Source organism: Streptomyces sp. NRRL F-525, assembly GCF_000716605.1.
In the GTDB taxonomy this organism is placed as follows: Bacteria; Actinomycetota; Actinomycetes; order Streptomycetales; family Streptomycetaceae; genus Streptomyces.
In genome coordinates this window covers 18,770-34,644 of sequence record NZ_JNXE01000020.1, presented here as the reverse complement: position 1 = coordinate 34,644, position 15,875 = coordinate 18,770, and the positions used below count along the sequence as shown (strand labels likewise).

The following is a 15,875-nucleotide window of genomic DNA, read 5'->3' as shown; positions in this document are numbered from 1 at the left end:
GCAGTTGCTCAGCCGACGGTCTCCGCCGCAGCCCGCAGCGCCTCGACCGCCGCGCGGATGGACGGGCGGCGGTCGGCGTCGGCGCGCCAGACGACGTAGACGTGTCGGCGGACCCGTTGCTTCAGGGGGACGGTGACGACTCCGGCGGGCATCGGGTTGCGGCCCAGGAGGGGGACGACGCACACGCCCAACCCGGCGGCGACCAGGCCCAGTTGGGTGTGGGTCTCGGCGGCGCGGTGGCCGATGATCGGTTCGATGCCGCGGGAGCGCAGGGTGAACATCAGCCACTCGTGGCAGAACTCGCCCTCGGCCCAGGTGATCCACTCGTCGTCGGCGAACTCCCCGAGGTCCACCTCGTCGCGCCCGGCCAGCGGGTGATCGGCCGGCATCGCCACGTCGGCGGGGTCGTCCAGGATCGGTGCCTTGACCAGGCCGTCGGGCAGGGGCATCGGCTTGTTGTACCAGTCGAGGACGACGGCGAGGTCGAGGTCGCCGCGCACGACGCCGGCGATGCCGTTCTCCGGTTCCAGTTCCGTGGAGCGGACGCGCAGGGCGGGGTGGCGGGCGCGCAGGGCGGCGAGCGCGGTGGGGAACAGGCCGCGGGCGGCGGTCGGGAACGCGGAGATCCTCAACTCGCCGACCACTTGGCCGCGTTGGGCCTCCAGATCGGCCTGGGCCAGCTCCACCTGGGAGAGGATGCGGCCCGCGTGCTCCGCGAGGAGCCGGCCGGCGTCGGTGAGCCGTACCCCCCGGCCGTTCTTGGCGAGGAGCTGCTGACCCACCTCCCGCTCCAGCTTGGACATCTGCTGCGACACGGCCGAGGTCGTCACATGCAGCCCCTCGGCCGCGCCGCTGACCGAGCCGTACCGGGCGAGGGCGTCCAGGGTGCGCAGGCGCTCCAGGTTCAACATGTAAGCGATACTACGAGATAGCTGGCGTCAATTCTCGCTTGTGCTACGAGGTCGGGGCCAGGATCTTGGTACGCATGAGCGCAGTCGGCACCACCACCGCCACCACCCGGATGCAGGCCCGGGACACCACCTCACCCCTCCCCCGCCGTGCCCTCGACTGGCGGCTGCGGTTCGGGGCGCTCTCCCTCATCTGGGGCTTCAGCTTCCTGCTCATCAAGGTGGGCACGCACGGGTACGCGCCCTTCCAAGTCACGTTCGGGCGGCTGCTGTTCGGGACGGTGGTGCTCGCGGCGGCGATGGCGGTGAAGCGGGAGCGGCTGCCGCGCGGTGCGCGCACGTGGGCCCACCTGGCGGTCGCCGCGTTCCTGCTCAACGCCCTGCCGTTCTCCCTCTTCGCCTACGCCGAGCTGACGATCCCGTCCACGCTCGCGGGCATCTGCAACGCGACCTCGCCGCTCTGGGGCATGGCACTCTCCCTGGTCGCCCTCTCCGAGGACCGCCCGACCCGCGTCCGCGTCGCCGGCCTGGGCCTCGGTTTCCTGGGCGTCCTGACGGTCCTCGGCGCGTGGCAGGGCTTCAGCGGCCTGGACGCGCGGGGCACGGCGATGGCTCTGCTGGCCTCGCTCAGCTATGCGATCGGCTGGATCTACGTCCGCCGCACACTGGCGGGTGCCGGCGCCTCGCATCTCTCCCTGACGGGCGCCCAGTTGCTGCTGGCCACGGTCCAACTGGCCGCGATCACCCCGCTGTTCACGTCCACTCCGACCCACTTCCCGCTCCTGCCCCTCCTGGCGATCGCCGCGCTGGGCGCCCTGGGCACGGGCCTCGCCGTCCTCCTCCAGTACGGCCTCGTCGCCGAAGTCGGCCCCACCACCGCCCAGATGGTCACGTACTTCATCCCGGTCATCGCCACGGCGGCGGGCGTCGCGATCCTGGGCGAGTCGTTGACCTGGTCGACGCCGGTCGGAGCGGTGATCGTGTTGGCGGGGGCGGCGCTCACGCAGGTGCGGCCGAGGGGTCGTAAGCACCCGTGAAGCCTCAGACGTAGCCCCGGACCGGCGCCGGTCCACTCGCGGAAGCGATCGCCTCAGCCAGCGGCCCCGCCTCGTCGGCCGTCAGCGTCGACACGGTGACCCGGATGCCCGGGGGCGCGCTCAGCCGGAAGCGGGCGCCCGGGGCCACGGCCCAACCGGCGTGGAGGAGGCGGGAGACCGCGCCGGTCTCGTCCGGTACCGGGATCCAGACGTTGAGGCCGCTGGTGCCGTGGGCGGCGACCCCGCGTTCGGCGAGCGCGGCGATCAGCGCGTCGCGGCGGGCGCCGTACGCGGCCGCCACCGCCGGTGTGTCCACGGCGCCGTCGGCCCACAGCCGGGCCACGGCCCGCTGGGTGATGCGGCTGGCCCAGCCCGGGCCCAGCCGTTGGCGGCCGCGGACGCGGTCGAGGGTGACAGCGTCGCCGGTGAGCACGGCGAGCCGCAGGTCGGGGCCGTAGGCCTTGGCGACCGAGCGGACGAAGGCCCAGGTCCGGGTGGTACCGGCCAGGGGGTGCAGGGGCTGGTCGACGATGCCGTGGCCGTGGTCGTCCTCGATCAGCAGGGTCTCCGGGTGGCGGCGGAGCACGGAACGCAGGGCACCTGCGCGCGTGGCGCTCACCACCGCTCCCGTGGGGTTCTGCGCCCGGTCGGTGACGATCAGGGCGCGCGCGCCGGACTCCAGCGCGGCGCGCACGTCGTCGGGGAGCGGCCCCTCGTCGTCGACCCGGACGGGGGTCACGCGCAGCCCCAGCGCCGGTACGAGGTCGAGGAGGCTGCCCCAGCCCGGATCTTCTACGGCGACAGTGTCCCCGGGTTTCAGATGGGCGGCGAGGACCCGCTCGATGGCGTCCAGGGAGCCGGAAGCCACGGCCACGGGGCCGGCCGGCACGCCGTCCGCGTCCAGCTCGGCGCGGGCGATGCGGGCCAGCTCCGGTTCGACCGGGTCGTCGCCGTACATGACCGGTTCGCGGTCGGCGCGTTCGGCGGCGTAGGTGAACGCTCTTACCAGGGACGGCAGTTGCACCGGATCCGGGTTGCCGTGGGACACGTCACGCACCCCCGCCGGCACATCCACCCGGATGTGCTCGCGCCCGGTCGTGGCCGGCTTGGGCCGCACCCGGCTGCCCCGGCGCCCGGCGGTCTCGATGACCCCGCGCTCCCGCAGCGTCCGGTAAGCGGCCGCGACCGTGTTCGGGTTCACCCCGAGCTCGATCGCCAACTCCCGCATGGGCGGCAGCAGTTGCCCGGGCTCCAGCTCTCCCGAACCCACCGCGCGCTCGACGTCCGCGGCAATGTCTGCTGCGCGTCGCCCTTCGATCCGATATCCTCCTAGCACAAAGCACATTATGCATTAGTGCAATATGAAAGACAACCGGGCACCACACCCCCCGACAGCACACACGCCAATGGAGAGCACCATGCAGGGGACCACCTACACGCCGACCGACCGGACCGTCCCCACCCGCTCCGCGGAACGGGCGTCGTACGACAAGGAGTTGGTGCACGCGATACTCGACCAGGCCTACGTCTGCCACCTCGGCTTCGTGCGGGACGGCAGGCCGGTCGTGCTGCCGACGCTGTACGGGCGGGTCGGCGAGCGGCTGTACGTGCACGGGTCGACGGGCGCGCGCCCGCTGCGGATGACGGGGCAGGCCGACCCGGGGCTCCCGGTGTGCCTGACGGTCACGCACGTCGACGGGCTGGTGCTGGCCCGTTCCGCGTTCCACCACTCGATCAACTACCGCTCCGTGGTGGTGCACGGCATCGCCCACCAGGTGACGGACCCCGAGGAGAAGCGGACGGCGCTGGACGCGCTGGTCGACCACGTCGTGCCGGGCCGGTCGGCGGACTCGCGGCCCGCCAACAAGAAGGAACTCGCCGCCACCATGGTGATCCGCCTCGACCTCGACGAGGTCTCCGCCAAGCTCCGCACCGGCGGCGCGAACGACGACCCCGAGGACCTGGACCTCCCCCACTGGGCCGGAGTGGTCCCGCTCTCCCCCGCCTACGGAGCCCCACTCCCGAACGACGACCTGGCCCCCGGCACCGAACTCCCCTCCTACCTGGCCGCGTTGTAATGCTCATCCACCCCTGGGACGCGCCGCACGACGACGCCGAGTGGCAACACTGGCTCGCCGCGCACGACTTCGGGCAGCTGGCCGTCAACGGCCCTTCCGGCGAACCCCCGTTCGTCCAGCCCCTCCACTTCGCCTACGACCCCGGGCGCGGCGAGGCGATCACCCATCTCGCCCGCCCCAACCCCCTGTTGCGCGCGCTGAAGACGGACCCCCAGGTGGTCCTGAGCGTCGTCGACGACTACGTCTACGTCCCCGGCCCCTGGCAGGCGGACCCGGACGGCCCGCCCGAGCACGGCGTGCCGACCAGCTTCTACGCGGCGGTCCAACTCCGGTGCACCGCCCACCTGGTGGACGACCCCGTCGAAACGGCGACCCTGCTCAACCGCCAGGTCGGCCACTTCCAGCCCGAGGGCGGCTCCTCCACGGTCACCGCGGGCGAGGCGCCGTACGGACGGATGCTGTCCGGTATCCGGGTCGTACGGCTCGAAGTGACCGGCGTACGGGCGAAGTTCAAGTACGCGAACCATCGCGCGACCGAGGTCCAGGACCGTATCGCGGCGGGGCTCGTGGAGCGGGGCGGTCCTCGGGACGCGGTGGCCCGGGAGCATCTGCTACGGCGGCGGAGCGAGGGCTGAGGAAGCGAACTACCGTCACTCAAGGGCTTGTTCGTCCGCTGCCGCCCCCCGTGCCTCCGTCACCGCGAGGCCCACGACCGAGGCGAGCGGGTCGTGGGGGTCAGACTAGGGGCCGGCGGGTGAGAGACGCAGGTCACTTTCGCCGATGTCACAGGGGGCCGGGCTGTCTCGTCTCGGGGGTGTAGCCAGTGACGAACACAGCCCACGGAGGCACACGATGGACGCACGACTGAACTACCTCTCCAGCCCGATCGCCGGCAAGGCCGCCAAGCAGTTCATGGCGGTGGGCCGGACGCTCAAGGGGTCGGCGCTGCCGGCGCTGACGCAGGAGTTGGTGGCGCTGCGCGTGAGCCAGATCAACGGATGCGCCATCTGCGTCGACATGCACACCAAGGAGGCCGCGGCCGAGGGCGAGACCTCGGTGCGGCTGAACCTGGTCGCGGCCTGGCGGGAGGCCACGGTCTTCACCGAGGCGGAGCGGGCCGCGCTGGAGCTGGCCGAGGAGGGGACCCGGGTCGCGGACGCGGCCGGCGGGGTGAGCGACGAGGTGTGGGCGCACGCCGCCAAGCACTACGACGACGAGCAGCTCACCACGCTCGTCATCCTGGTCTCCTTCATGAACTCGGTGAACCGGCTGAACATCATCACCCGGCAGCCGTGCGCGGGCGACTACGAGCCCGGCCTGTTCGGCTGACTCGGACAACTACGGGCAGGGGAAGGGGATTCGGCGTGAACAAGGTCGAGGAGTTCGAGGAGCTGCGGCCACTGCTGTTCTCGATCGCCTATCGGATTCTGGGCAGTGTGGGCGAGGCCGAGGACGCGGTGCAGGAGACCTGGCTGCGGTTCGACGGCACGGCCACCCGGCCCACGTCGACCAAGGCCTTCCTGTCGGCCACGGTGACGCGGATCGCGATCGATGTGCTGCGTTCCGCCCGGGTACGGCGGGAGGAGTACGTCGGTCCCTGGTTCCCCGAGCCGCTGCTGAGCGACCCGTACCAGGATCCGGCGCGGTCGGTGGAGCTGGCCGACTCGGTGTCGATGGCGGCCCTTCTGCTGCTGGAGCAGCTCAGCCCGCTGGAGCGGGCGGTGTTCGTCCTGCGGGAGGTGTTCGCCTTCGGCTTCGACGAGATCGCCACGACCGTGGGGCGTTCGGAGTCGGCGTGCCGGCAGTTGCTGGTACGGGCGCGGCGGCACATGGCGGACCGGCGTCCCCGGTTCGCCGCGGACCGGCAGGAGCGGGAGGAGCTGGCGACCCGGTTCTTCGACGCGCTGAAGGAGGGCGACGTGGGCGGACTGCGTGAACTGCTCGCCGCCGACGTGCAGTTCGTCGGCGACGGCGGCGGGAAGGCCCCACAGCTGGCCAAGGCCGTCGCCGGGGCGGAGAACGTGGCCCGGGTGCTGGGCACGGTCTTCCCCTGGCTGATCCGCATCGACGTGTCGTACGAACCGCACGAGGTCAACGGCCAGCCCGGCGCGCTCTTCCGCGACCGCGACGGAAAGGTCCTCCACGCCCTGGCCCTCGACGTCCTCGACGGCCGGATCCAGACCATCCGCGCGGTGATCAACCCCGACAAGCTCGGCCACATCGGCCCGGTCGCCGACGCGTGGGCCGTCGACCGCGAGCTGCGGCATGCACGTCGCCGGCCGAGCTGACGGACGGTCTGGTGGGGGGCGCTGGAAGCTGGGGGTAAATCTAACCGCCGCCCGCCCCGGTGACCGGTTAGAAATTACCCCAGCCTGCGGGGAGGGGGTGGGTGCGGCGAGCAGGTGGCGGGACGAGCTGTCGTACGGCGCTCAGGCCGTCGTCTCCCGGGTGGCCGGCTCGCGTTCCGGGCCGCCGCCCGCCACCGGGTCGACGGAGCCCTTCGTCGGTGCCGAGGACTGGGCGATGAAGGCGCCCAGCAGGACCACCGCTCCGCCGGCGATCTGCGGTGCGGAGAGGTGTTCGCCGAGGAGGATCCAGGCCAGGACGGTCGCGATGACGGCTTCGAGGCAGGCCACGACGCCCGCGACCTGCGGGGAGAGCCGGCGGACGGAGACGACTCCGGTGACGTACGCCAGGACCGTGGCGATCAGGACGATCCAGACGAGCAGCAGGGCGGCCGGGACCGGGGTGCCGTTCATGTGGGCGTCGCCCGCGAGGATCGACCAGTCCATGGTCCAGGGGCGGGCCACGGCGGTCAGGACGAGGGCGCCGACGAGCAGGCCGTACGCGATCACGCCGAGGGGGTCGGGGGCCGCGTCGCCGGCGTCGCCGCCCTGGTCGGACAGGACGAAGTAGCCGACCTGGCAGCAGGCGGCGGCGAGCGCGAGCAGCAGTCCCACGGCGTCGAAGCTCAGGCCCGTCCACACCTCGACGACACAGGCGAGCCCCCCGGCCGCGAGGACGACACCGAGCGCGGCGGCACGGGTGACCGGCCGCCGCTGCACGAACCGCACCCAGCCGAGCACGAGGGCGGGGGCGAGGTACTCCACGAGCAGGGCGACCCCGACGGGTATGCGGGAGATCGCGGCGAAGTAGCAGGCCTGGACACCGGCCACGGCGAGCAGCCCGAACCCGAGGAGCAGCGCGGGGCGAGTCCGTACGAGCGCGCGGTGGCGTACGGCGAGGGGCAGCATCACGAGGGCCGCGCCGGCGACCCGGAGCCACACCACGTGCAGCGGGTCCAGCCCCGCCTCGATCAACGGCTTCGCCGCGACCCCGGATCCCCCGAAGGCCAGCGCGGATCCGAGCGCCAGGCCCAGCCCGACACCCTTACCGCCGCCACCTCCGGCCGCACTGCTCTCAGACGTATGCACGGGCACATGATGACAGGGGACGACAGGAGCGTCACCCCCGTTGACACCTGTCTCACGGCGTGGACCCTCAGCAACCCGTCTCGGCGCCCCTGACGTACTCCCCTGAGCGGCCCTCGATCCAGATCAACACCTCGGGGGATTCGATGCCCGCGCGGTGGAGGACCTCGACGGCGCGGGACTCCGGGTCCGCGACGATCGCGGCGAGGAGGTCGATGCCGCAGGCCAGGTCGCCGTCGCGGAGTCCTGCGCGCTCGCAGGCGTACTCCAGGGCGTCGGCGGCCAGCGGTGACCAGCCCTCCGCCGCGGGGATCACCGGGATCGCGCCGGAGTCCTCGACCGTGCCCTGCCAGCGGAGGCCGTAGCCGATGCTGCGCTGGACGAGATAGCCGAGGAGCCGGGCGATCTGCGGGCCGTCGCCGAAGACGGCGCGCGCCTCGGGGTCGGACTCCAGGAGGCTGTGCAGCAGGTGGGCCGTGTCGATCTGGCGGTCCCCGTCCCGCAGGGCCCGGCGGCGCGCACCGGCGACCACCGCTGCCAGCTCTGCACTGAGCCTGGCATCGTTGTCCGCGCGGTGGATTCCTTGCTCGCGGGCCGACTGCCTGGGGATCTGGGGTTGCACACCCTTACCCCATCAGTCCCCCGCATTGAGGGCATCCCCGGAGGGTTGCATTTCGGCGTCCCACACAGAGTGGACCCGGAGCGACGGAATCTCCTCCTTACGGATGAGATCACGCCTCTTGCCCCCGAGAGGCGCGCGCCCGACCGCCGCGCGCCCCGTGCGCAACCGCGCTGCACCCGGCGTACGTCTTTCGCGAACGTGGAGAGCAGGTGCTGGCTGGTGGCATTGCCGGCGGTCGACGGCAGACAGTACGTGTACCGGGTGTACGCCCCGGAGGACGCGCTGCTCGCCGACCTGTTCTGGGACGCGTGGCACTGCCACGACGAGAGTGCCCACCCGCGCGCGTGGGACCTGTTCGACGCGGCGGTCATACGACGGGTGAGCTGAACCGCGCAACTCGGCCCACGCACACAATTCCTGACGGTTCATCAGTATTGAATGTTGCGCGCCCTGCGGCTACGTTCCGCGACACGGTAGCCCGATACGAAGAGGTGGTCGCATGGCCGAAATCAGCGCGGAGGCACGCATCGAGGCCCCGGCCGAGAAGGTGTGGGCTCAACTCACGGACTGGTCCGCGTACGGCGAGTGGAACGCGACCCACACCAACTTCCCCAAGGGCGGCCCGGACGCGCTCGCGGTGGGCGGGACCTTCCAGGAGAACATGAAGCTGATGGGCTTCCCGGCCGAGGTCGAGTGGACCATCGAGGAGGTCGAACCGGCCCGGGTGTTCGCCATCCGCGGCAAGGGCCCGATGGCCGTGAACGTCGCCACGCGCTACACGCTCACACCCGACGGCGACGCCACGACGGTCCGGATCGACGGCGAGTTCACGGGGGCGGCGGTGTCGCTGATGGCGGGCAAACTGAAGGACTCGGGTACGGCTGCCCTGAACGAGTCGCTGCGCAAACTGGCCGGGCTGGTGGCCTGAGGAACGCGCCGGGGCACCGCAGGAACGGGAACGCGCACAGGGAAGGCGCCCCACGGAAGTTCCGTGAGGCGCCTTGGCCTGCCACCTCTTCCGACCCCGAGGACATCAGTCCTCGTCGGCCAGAATCAGGTACAGCTTCTTGCGGGCGTCGTTGATGACGGTCAGCGCCTTCTCGCGCTGCTCCTTGCTGCCGGTCTTCCAGACCTGGCCGAAGGCCTCCATCAGACCGAAGCCGGCCTGGCGGATCTCACTGAGGGCCTCCCAGTCGACCCCGCGGGAAGCCTCTTCCCAGGGGGCGTCCGGACCCTCTTCGGCCGCGGTACGGCCGGCCTCGGTGAGGGCGAAGAGCTTCTTGCCGCCCTCCGACTCACTGGCGATCAGGCCCTCGTCCTCCAGCAGCTGCAGGGTGGGGTACACCGAGCCGGGGCTCGGCTTCCACGCGCCGCCGCTGCGCTCGGCGATCTCCTGGATCATCTCGTAGCCGTGCATCGGCCGGTCCTTGAGGAGGGCCAGAATCGACGCGCGCACGTCGCCGCGCCGCGCCCTGCCACCCCTCGGGCCGCCGCGCCCTCGTCCGCCCCAGGGACCGGGACCGAAGCCCGGCCCGAATCCGGGGCCACCGGGCCCACCAGGTCCACCGGGCCCGAAGGGACCGAAAGCCCCACGCCGCCCGTCAGGACCACCCCGGCCGCGCCGGGAGGGTCCGTCCTGTCCATGTCCACGCTCGTATCCGTGGGTACGCATCGCAATCACTCCATTCCATCGTTGATCTGTCGCGATGCGTCAACGATATATCGGAACTGTTCGGATGACAACCCCCTTCCGACAGCCCGGTCCGGCAGCCGCCCGGCAGCCCCGTCCGCCTCCTCCCGACGACGCCCCCTAGAGTCACCGGCGTGACCGAGCAGCCGCCTTCCTACCTCGCCGCGATCCGGGAGTCGTACGACACCGTCGCCGCCGCCTACGTCCAACTCGTCAAGGAACCGGGCGAGTTGGACCCGGTGTCCCGCGCGATGCTGGCAGCGTTCGCCGAGACCGTGCGGGCGGCCGACCTCGGGCCCGTGGCGGATCTGGGGTGCGGGCCCGGGAAGATCACGGCGTACATGGCGGGCCTCGGGGTGCCTGTCTTCGGCATCGACATCTCCCCCAAGATGATCGAACTGGCCCTCCGGGCCCACCCGGACCTGGCCTTCACCGTGGGTTCGATGACCGCGCCGCCGATCGGGGACGGCGAGCTCGGCGGCATCCTGGCCCACTACTCCACCCACCACACACCGCCGGACCAACTCCCCGTCGTCTTCGGTGAGTTCCACCGCACGCTGGTCCCCGGCGGCCACCTGCTGCTGGCCGGCCACGTCGGAGACGGCCAACTCCTGCGTCCCACACAGGCGTACGGCGGCCACCCCGTGTCCTACGAGTCCCACCTGCTCCCGCCGGACCGGATCGCCGGGCTGCTGACACAGGCCGGGCTCACGCTCACCGCACGCCTGGTCCTGGAACCGGCCGAGGGGGCGAAGCGGACGCACGCCGCCTTCCTGGCCCGGAAACCGGAGCACCCCCGCCGTTGAATCGGTCCAGTCCCCCCGAATTGGCCTTGGCCCGCGGCTCCACGCAGCGCCTAGCGTCAAGCCATGCGGATTCGAATCGTCGACGCCTTCACCGACCGCCCCTTCGCCGGCAACCCGGCCGGGGTCCTGCTCCTCGACACCTTCGACGCCTTCCCGGCGGACGACCGGCTCCAGAAGATCGCGCTGGAGGTGAATCACGCCGAGACGGCGTTCGCGCACCGACTGCCCGAAGGCGGGGACGCGGACTGGGCGTTGCGGTGGTTCACGCCGGCGACGGAGGTCGCGATGTGCGGGCACGCGACCCTCGCCACGGCCCACGTGCTGCACACCACCGGCGCACAGGAAGGGACCGTACGGTTCGCCACGCGGAGCGGTGTGCTCGTCGCCACGCCAGCCGGTGACGGGTCGATCACCCTCGACTTCCCGACCGCACCACTCACCCCCGTCGAGATCCCGGACGGTGTCGCCGAGGCCCTGGGCGCCGAGCCGCTGACCGCGTTCGACACCGGCCCCAACATCGGCGACCTCCTCGTCGAACTCGCCGACGAGAAGACCGTCGTAGGACTCGCCCCGGACCTCAAGGCTCTCGGCGCCCACTCAGAGCGCGGCATCATCGCCACCGCCCGGGCCGAAGACCCCACCCGGGGTTACGACTTCGTCTCCCGCTGCTTCTTCCCCAACGTCGGGATCGACGAGGACCCGGTCACCGGCAGCGCGCACACCGCGCTGGCTCCGTACTGGTCCGAGCGGCTCGGCGGCACGGTCCTCACCGGGCTGCAGGCCTCCCCCCGCTCCGGGCGCGTCCGTACCGAACTCCGGGGCGACCGGACCCTGTTGACCGGACGCGCGGTCACGGTCATCGACGGCGAGCTGCTCGCCTGATCCTCAACAGACCTGCCCCGCAAGCGACTTACCCGACCTACGCCGTCGGCAGCCAGCCCACCTTCCCCGCCAGCAGCGCGTAACCGACGAACGCCCCGATGTCGAGCAGGGAATGCGCCACCACCAGGGGACCCACGCGACCCCACCGCCGGTACAGGTACACGAACACCACGCCCATCACCATGTTGCCGACGAAGCCGCCGATGCCCTGGTAGAGGTGGTAGCTACCGCGCAGTACGGAACTGGCCACCAGCGCGGTGCCCGGCGTCCAGCCCAACTGGCCCAGCCTGCGCAGCAGATAACCGACGACGATCACCTCTTCGAGGATCGCGTTCTGCATCGCGGAGAGGATCAGGACCGGGTACTTCCACCAGACGTCGGGCAGCGCCTCCGGCACCACCGTGAGGTTGAAGCCGAGACCGCGGGCGGACAGGTAGAAAGCGATGCCGGTGCTGCCGATGACCGCCGCGATCGCAGCCCCGCGGCCCAGGTCGGGCCAGGGCCGGGTGCGGTCGAAGCCGATCGTGCGCAGGCTCTCGCCCTCCCGCAGGAGGAAGTGCGCGACGAGGGCGACGGGCACGAGCGCCGAGGCGATGCCGAACAGCTGCCAGGCGAGATCCAGCCACGGACGGCCCGGCGCGGCCGAGGCGTTGAGGGTGGCCGCCTGGTCCTTGAGGCCCCCCGGTTTCGTGACCGATCCGACAAAACTGATCAGGGCTGACACACCGCTCGCACCTAGCGAAAGCCCCAGAACGAGCAGTGCCTCGGACCGGAGAATCCGCCGTGTGGGCCGCTCCAGCGGAAAAGATTCGGCCACCTGCCCTGCCTCCACCTGCACACCTGCCTTCAGTTCGGAAATCCCGCCTCATGCCCATCTTCGCCCCGCTAGGGTCTCGAAAGAACTTACGAAGATCGTGCGTGACAGGCCGTTGGGGGGACGGACGCGATTCGGGGTGCACCTCCCCCATGTCTGCCATACGGCCGCATACCGGCACGTGGTTCAACAGGGAGGGGCATCACCGTCATGGGACGTCACAGCTTGCCCGATCAGTACGGGGCGGGCGGCAGCGACCCCCGTCCTCGCGCGCGCCGCCGTACGGTGGCGATCGCCACGGTGCTCGTGCTGACCGTCGCCAGCGGTACCGCGGTGGCGGTGCAGAGCGGGCTGCTCTCCTTCGGTTCCTCCTGCCGCAAGGACGCGGTACGGCTGAGAATCGCCGCCTCCCCCGACATGACCCCCGCCCTGCGCGCCGCGGCCGGGCAGGCCCGCGACGAGGGCATCACGTCCGACGGGCAGTGTCTGAACATCTCGGTGACCGCCCAGGAGTCGTACAAGTTCGCGGACACGCTCAAGGCGGGCAAACACCCGGACGCGCAGGTGTGGGTGCCCGACTCGGAGCTGTGGGTGAACGAGGTCTCGTCGGCCGCCGACAGCGCCGCCACGGAGGTGACGCCCGCGGGCAACGTGGCCTCCACGCCGGTCGGGGTGGCGACGGTCCCGGCCGCCGCGAAGTCGCTCGGGTGGCCGCAGAAGACGTACAGCTGGCTGGACCTGGCCGGTGCCACCCTCCAGGACGACTCGCTGCGGCTGGGCGCGGCCGACCCGGCGCGCAGCGCGACGGGACTGCTGGCGCTCACGCAGCTGAGCACGGCCGCCTCGAAGGTCAAGGGCGGGGCCACACAGGCGGCGGCGATGATGAAGACGCTGTCGCAGCGGACCTCGGACACCGACAGCCAGGTCCTGGACACCCTGCCGCGCAACTCGTCCGGCACCGAGCAGGGCAATCCGAAGCGCAACCAGGCGCTGGTCCTCAGCGAGCAGTCGGCGTTCGCGTACAACGCGTCGGCGGACAGCGACGGGAGCCTGGATCTCTTCTACCCGAAGGACGGCTCCCCGCGGCTCGACTACCCGTACAACCTGGTCGACCAGGAGCGGCTGACCACGGACCAGAGCCGGGCGGCGATCCGGTTCATGACCTATCTGAGCCAGCCGGCGCAGCAGAAGCTGATGGAGAAGTACGGCTTCCGCACGGATGACGACGCCGCGCCGAAGGCCGTGGTCGCGAAGGCCGGTGGCAGCAGTCCGCAGCCGTACGCCGTCGCCGCGCCCGAGCCCGCCTCCGACACGGCGCTCCAAGAGGCCCTGGGCACCTGGACGATCACGGTGCAGAGCGCGCGGATCACCACGGTCGTCGACGCGTCCGGCTCGATGGCGGAGACGGTGCCGGGGACCGGGCAGTCGCGGATGGACGTCACGAAGGCCTCGCTGCTGCAGGCCCTGGCCACGTTCACGCCCGAGGACGAGATCGGGCTGTGGGAGTTCTCGACGAAGCTCGACGGCGACAAGGACTACCGCGTCCTCGTCCCGACCGAGCGGCTCGGCGACCACAAGGGCGACGGCACCCAACGGGACGCCCTGTCAGCGGCGTTCGGCTCGCTGAAGCCGGTACCGAACGGCGCGACCGGGCTCTACGACACCACGCTCGCCGCGTACAAGGCGGCCACGTCCTCTTACGCGAAGGGGAAGTTCAACGCGCTGGTCATCCTGACCGACGGGGTCAACCAGGACCCGGGCAGCATCTCCCGCACCACGCTCATCCAGCAGCTGCGTCAACTCGCCAGCCCCGAGCGGCCGGTGCCGCTCATCATGATCGGGGTGGGTCCGGAGGCCGACAAGGAGGAGGCCCGGCAGATCGCCGAGGCGACCGGCGGCTCGGGCCACGAGGTGACCAACCCGACCCAGATCCAGTCGGTGATCCTCCAAGCCATCGTGGCGGCGGGCGCGTCGGCCAACGCGGGCTGAAACAGCGGCAGTTCACCCACCCCGACAACCCACCCCCCACACCTCACCCCAGCGGCACCGGCTCCGGCAACCCCACCGGCCACGTGTGGACCGGCTCCCCGAGATGCATCAACTCGCTGTAGCGACGGGTGGTCGCGGCCAGCGCGGCCTCCCTGCCGAGGCCTTGTTCCAGCGCCCGGTGGAACGTGGCGGACTGCCAGGTCGCGCCGTTCGCACGACGGCGGCAGCGCTCGTCGATCACGCCCAAGTACAGGTCCCGGTCAGCCGGTTCGACCCCCCACGCGTCCAGTCCGGCCTCCGCGAGCGGCAGCAGTTCGTCGCGTACGAGGGCCACCGCGTCGATCTCGGTGGTGCCGCCGAGGCGTCCGCGCCGGGGCCAGAGCAGGCGGGCGTCGATGCCGTGGCGGCACGCGGTGTCGAAGTTGGCGGCTGCCGCCTCGAAGGGCAGCCGGGTCCACACAGGGCGCGACTCCTCGGCGAGCGCGCGGACGACGCCGTAGTAGAACGCGGTGTTGGCGATGACGTCGGTGACCGTGGGCCCTGCGGGCAGGACGCGGTTCTCGACGCGCAGGTGCGGGACGCCGTCGGCGATGCCGTAGACCGGGCGGTTCCAGCGGTACACCGTGCCGTTGTGCAGGACGAGTTCGGCGAGGGTGGGGATGCCGCCCGCGTCGAGGACGTCGAGGGGTTCCTCGTCGTCGTGGATCGGGAGCAGGGGCGGGAAGAAGCGCAGGTTCTCCTCGAAGAGGTCGTAGGCCGAGGTGACCCACCGCTCGCCGAACCACGTGCGGGGGCGGACGCCCTGGGCCTGGAGTTCGGGCGGGCGGGTGTCCGTGGCCTGCTGGAAGAGCGGGGGCCGGGACTCGTGCCACAGCTCACGGCCGAACAGGAAGGGCGAGTTGGCGCCCACGGCGACCTGGACGGCGGCGACGGCCTGGGCCGCGTTCCACACGTCGGCGAAGCGGTCCGGGGTGACCTGGAGGTGCAACTGCACGGAGGTGCAGGCGGCTTCGGGCGCGATGGAGCCCGAGGTGCAGGTGAGGTGCTCGACGCCCTCGATGTCGAGGACGAAATCCTCGCCGCGGGCGGCCACGATCTGATCGTTGAGCAGGGTGTAGCGGTCGACCGCCGAGAGGTTCGAGGAGACCAGGTCGTCCCGGTCGAGCGTCGGCAGAATGCCGATCATCAGTATTCCCGCGTCGACCTCGCCCGCTTTCCGATGGGCATATGCCAGTGACGTACGGATCTCCTCGGCGAGCCGGTCGAATACCCGGCCCTCCAATCGGTGTGGGGCAATGTTGACTTCCAGATTGAACATGGCGAGTTCTGTTTGGAAATCTCGGCTCGCGATGCGTTCCAGCACCTCGCCATTCAGCATTCTCGGCATGCCGTCGGAACCGACGAGGTTCAGTTCGATCTCCAGCCCCATGAGGTTCTTCGGGCGGTCGAACCGCTTCTCGGCCAGCAGCCGCTCCAGCCCCGTCAGACAGCGCCGCAGCTTGGCGCGGTAGCGCTGACGGTCGGCGAGCTCGAACGATCCTCCCGAAACGACCTTCTCCCCCACGATGCCTCACCTCCTCGTCCCACTCGTCCCCGGGTCAGGAAGGATGATGCCCAG

General features: G+C 71.2%; 17 protein-coding genes. 10 read left to right on the top strand and 7 right to left on the bottom strand.

The window, feature by feature from the left end; translation table 11 throughout:
• Window positions 1-8: 8 nt before the first annotated feature.
• Entirely contained in the window at window positions 9-911 is a 903-nt protein-coding gene (locus OO69_RS26985; protein ID WP_033283397.1) for a LysR family transcriptional regulator, read from the bottom strand.
• Window positions 912-985: 74 nt separating this feature from the next.
• Here OO69_RS26985 and OO69_RS26980 point away from each other — a divergent pair, with 74 nt between their 5' ends.
• Window positions 986-1,945 (top strand): DMT family transporter, encoded by a 960-nt coding sequence (locus OO69_RS26980; protein WP_234444535.1) that lies wholly within the window; start codon window positions 986-988, stop codon window positions 1,943-1,945.
• 4 nt (window positions 1,946-1,949) lie between these two features.
• Here the strand turns inward: OO69_RS26980 and OO69_RS26975 are convergent, their stop codons facing one another.
• Window positions 1,950-3,281, bottom strand: coding sequence for an aminotransferase class I/II-fold pyridoxal phosphate-dependent enzyme (locus tag OO69_RS26975; RefSeq protein WP_106971118.1), 1,332 nt, complete (start codon window positions 3,279-3,281; stop codon window positions 1,950-1,952).
• 70 nt (window positions 3,282-3,351) lie between these two features.
• Here OO69_RS26975 and OO69_RS26970 point away from each other — a divergent pair, with 70 nt between their 5' ends.
• The 4 genes from OO69_RS26970 to OO69_RS26955 all read left to right on the top strand — a co-directional run bounded on the left by OO69_RS26970 (window position 3,352) and on the right by OO69_RS26955 (window position 6,311).
• The gene (locus OO69_RS26970; RefSeq protein ID WP_199811034.1) at window positions 3,352-4,023 is read left to right on the top strand and encodes a pyridoxamine 5'-phosphate oxidase family protein; all 672 of its coding nucleotides are present in this window, start codon (window positions 3,352-3,354) and stop codon (window positions 4,021-4,023) included.
• Window positions 4,023-4,658, top strand: coding sequence for an FMN-binding negative transcriptional regulator (locus OO69_RS26965; RefSeq protein ID WP_033283393.1), 636 nt, complete (start codon window positions 4,023-4,025; stop codon window positions 4,656-4,658). Before OO69_RS26970 ends, OO69_RS26965 begins: the two co-directional genes overlap by 1 nt.
• Before the next feature lie 217 nt (window positions 4,659-4,875).
• Entirely contained in the window at window positions 4,876-5,352 is a 477-nt protein-coding gene (locus OO69_RS26960) for a carboxymuconolactone decarboxylase family protein (RefSeq protein ID WP_033283392.1), read from the top strand.
• Between the two features lie 35 nt (window positions 5,353-5,387).
• Entirely contained in the window at window positions 5,388-6,311 is a 924-nt protein-coding gene (locus OO69_RS26955) for an RNA polymerase sigma-70 factor (protein ID WP_033283391.1), read from the top strand.
• Between the two features lie 141 nt (window positions 6,312-6,452).
• Here OO69_RS26955 and OO69_RS26950 read toward each other — a convergent pair whose 3' ends face one another.
• Both OO69_RS26950 and OO69_RS26945 read right to left on the bottom strand, forming a co-directional pair.
• Complete coding sequence (locus tag OO69_RS26950) at window positions 6,453-7,463, bottom strand: EamA family transporter (protein ID WP_033283390.1); 1,011 nt, start codon at window positions 7,461-7,463, stop codon at window positions 6,453-6,455.
• Between the two features lie 61 nt (window positions 7,464-7,524).
• On the bottom strand, window positions 7,525-8,076 hold the full coding sequence (locus OO69_RS26945; RefSeq protein WP_033283389.1) for a Clp protease N-terminal domain-containing protein: 552 nt from the start codon (window positions 8,074-8,076) through the stop codon (window positions 7,525-7,527).
• A gap of 219 nt (window positions 8,077-8,295) precedes the next feature.
• Between OO69_RS26945 and OO69_RS51415 the strand changes: the two genes are divergently transcribed.
• Window positions 8,296-8,463: a hypothetical protein gene (locus OO69_RS51415; RefSeq protein WP_106971117.1), complete on the top strand. Its 168-nt coding sequence runs from the start codon at window positions 8,296-8,298 to the stop codon at window positions 8,461-8,463.
• 112 nt (window positions 8,464-8,575) lie between these two features.
• Window positions 8,576-9,004 carry an SRPBCC family protein gene (locus OO69_RS26940; protein WP_033283388.1) on the top strand — a complete coding sequence of 143 codons (429 nt, stop codon included), beginning with the start codon at window positions 8,576-8,578 and terminating at the stop codon, window positions 9,002-9,004.
• Between the two features lie 105 nt (window positions 9,005-9,109).
• Here OO69_RS26940 and OO69_RS50365 read toward each other — a convergent pair whose 3' ends face one another.
• Window positions 9,110-9,748: a PadR family transcriptional regulator gene (locus OO69_RS50365; RefSeq protein ID WP_078652573.1), complete on the bottom strand. Its 639-nt coding sequence runs from the start codon at window positions 9,746-9,748 to the stop codon at window positions 9,110-9,112.
• Window positions 9,749-9,900: 152 nt separating this feature from the next.
• Here OO69_RS50365 and OO69_RS26930 point away from each other — a divergent pair, with 152 nt between their 5' ends.
• Window positions 9,901-10,572, top strand: coding sequence for a class I SAM-dependent methyltransferase (locus OO69_RS26930; RefSeq protein ID WP_033283386.1), 672 nt, complete (start codon window positions 9,901-9,903; stop codon window positions 10,570-10,572).
• Between the two features lie 63 nt (window positions 10,573-10,635).
• Complete coding sequence (locus tag OO69_RS26925) at window positions 10,636-11,454, top strand: PhzF family phenazine biosynthesis protein (RefSeq protein ID WP_033283385.1); 819 nt, start codon at window positions 10,636-10,638, stop codon at window positions 11,452-11,454.
• Between the two features lie 37 nt (window positions 11,455-11,491).
• On the opposite strand, the gene OO69_RS26920 is transcribed toward OO69_RS26925, so the two are convergent.
• Window positions 11,492-12,292, bottom strand: a complete 801-nt coding sequence (locus OO69_RS26920) for a CPBP family intramembrane glutamic endopeptidase (protein ID WP_033283384.1) — start codon at window positions 12,290-12,292, stop codon at window positions 11,492-11,494.
• 186 nt (window positions 12,293-12,478) lie between these two features.
• Between OO69_RS26920 and OO69_RS26915 the strand changes: the two genes are divergently transcribed.
• Entirely contained in the window at window positions 12,479-14,257 is a 1,779-nt protein-coding gene (locus OO69_RS26915) for a substrate-binding and VWA domain-containing protein (protein WP_033283383.1), read from the top strand.
• A gap of 43 nt (window positions 14,258-14,300) precedes the next feature.
• On the opposite strand, the gene OO69_RS26910 is transcribed toward OO69_RS26915, so the two are convergent.
• Window positions 14,301-15,821 carry a glutamate-cysteine ligase family protein gene (locus OO69_RS26910; RefSeq protein ID WP_033283382.1) on the bottom strand — a complete coding sequence of 507 codons (1,521 nt, stop codon included), beginning with the start codon at window positions 15,819-15,821 and terminating at the stop codon, window positions 14,301-14,303.
• Window positions 15,822-15,875: the final 54 nt, after the last annotated feature.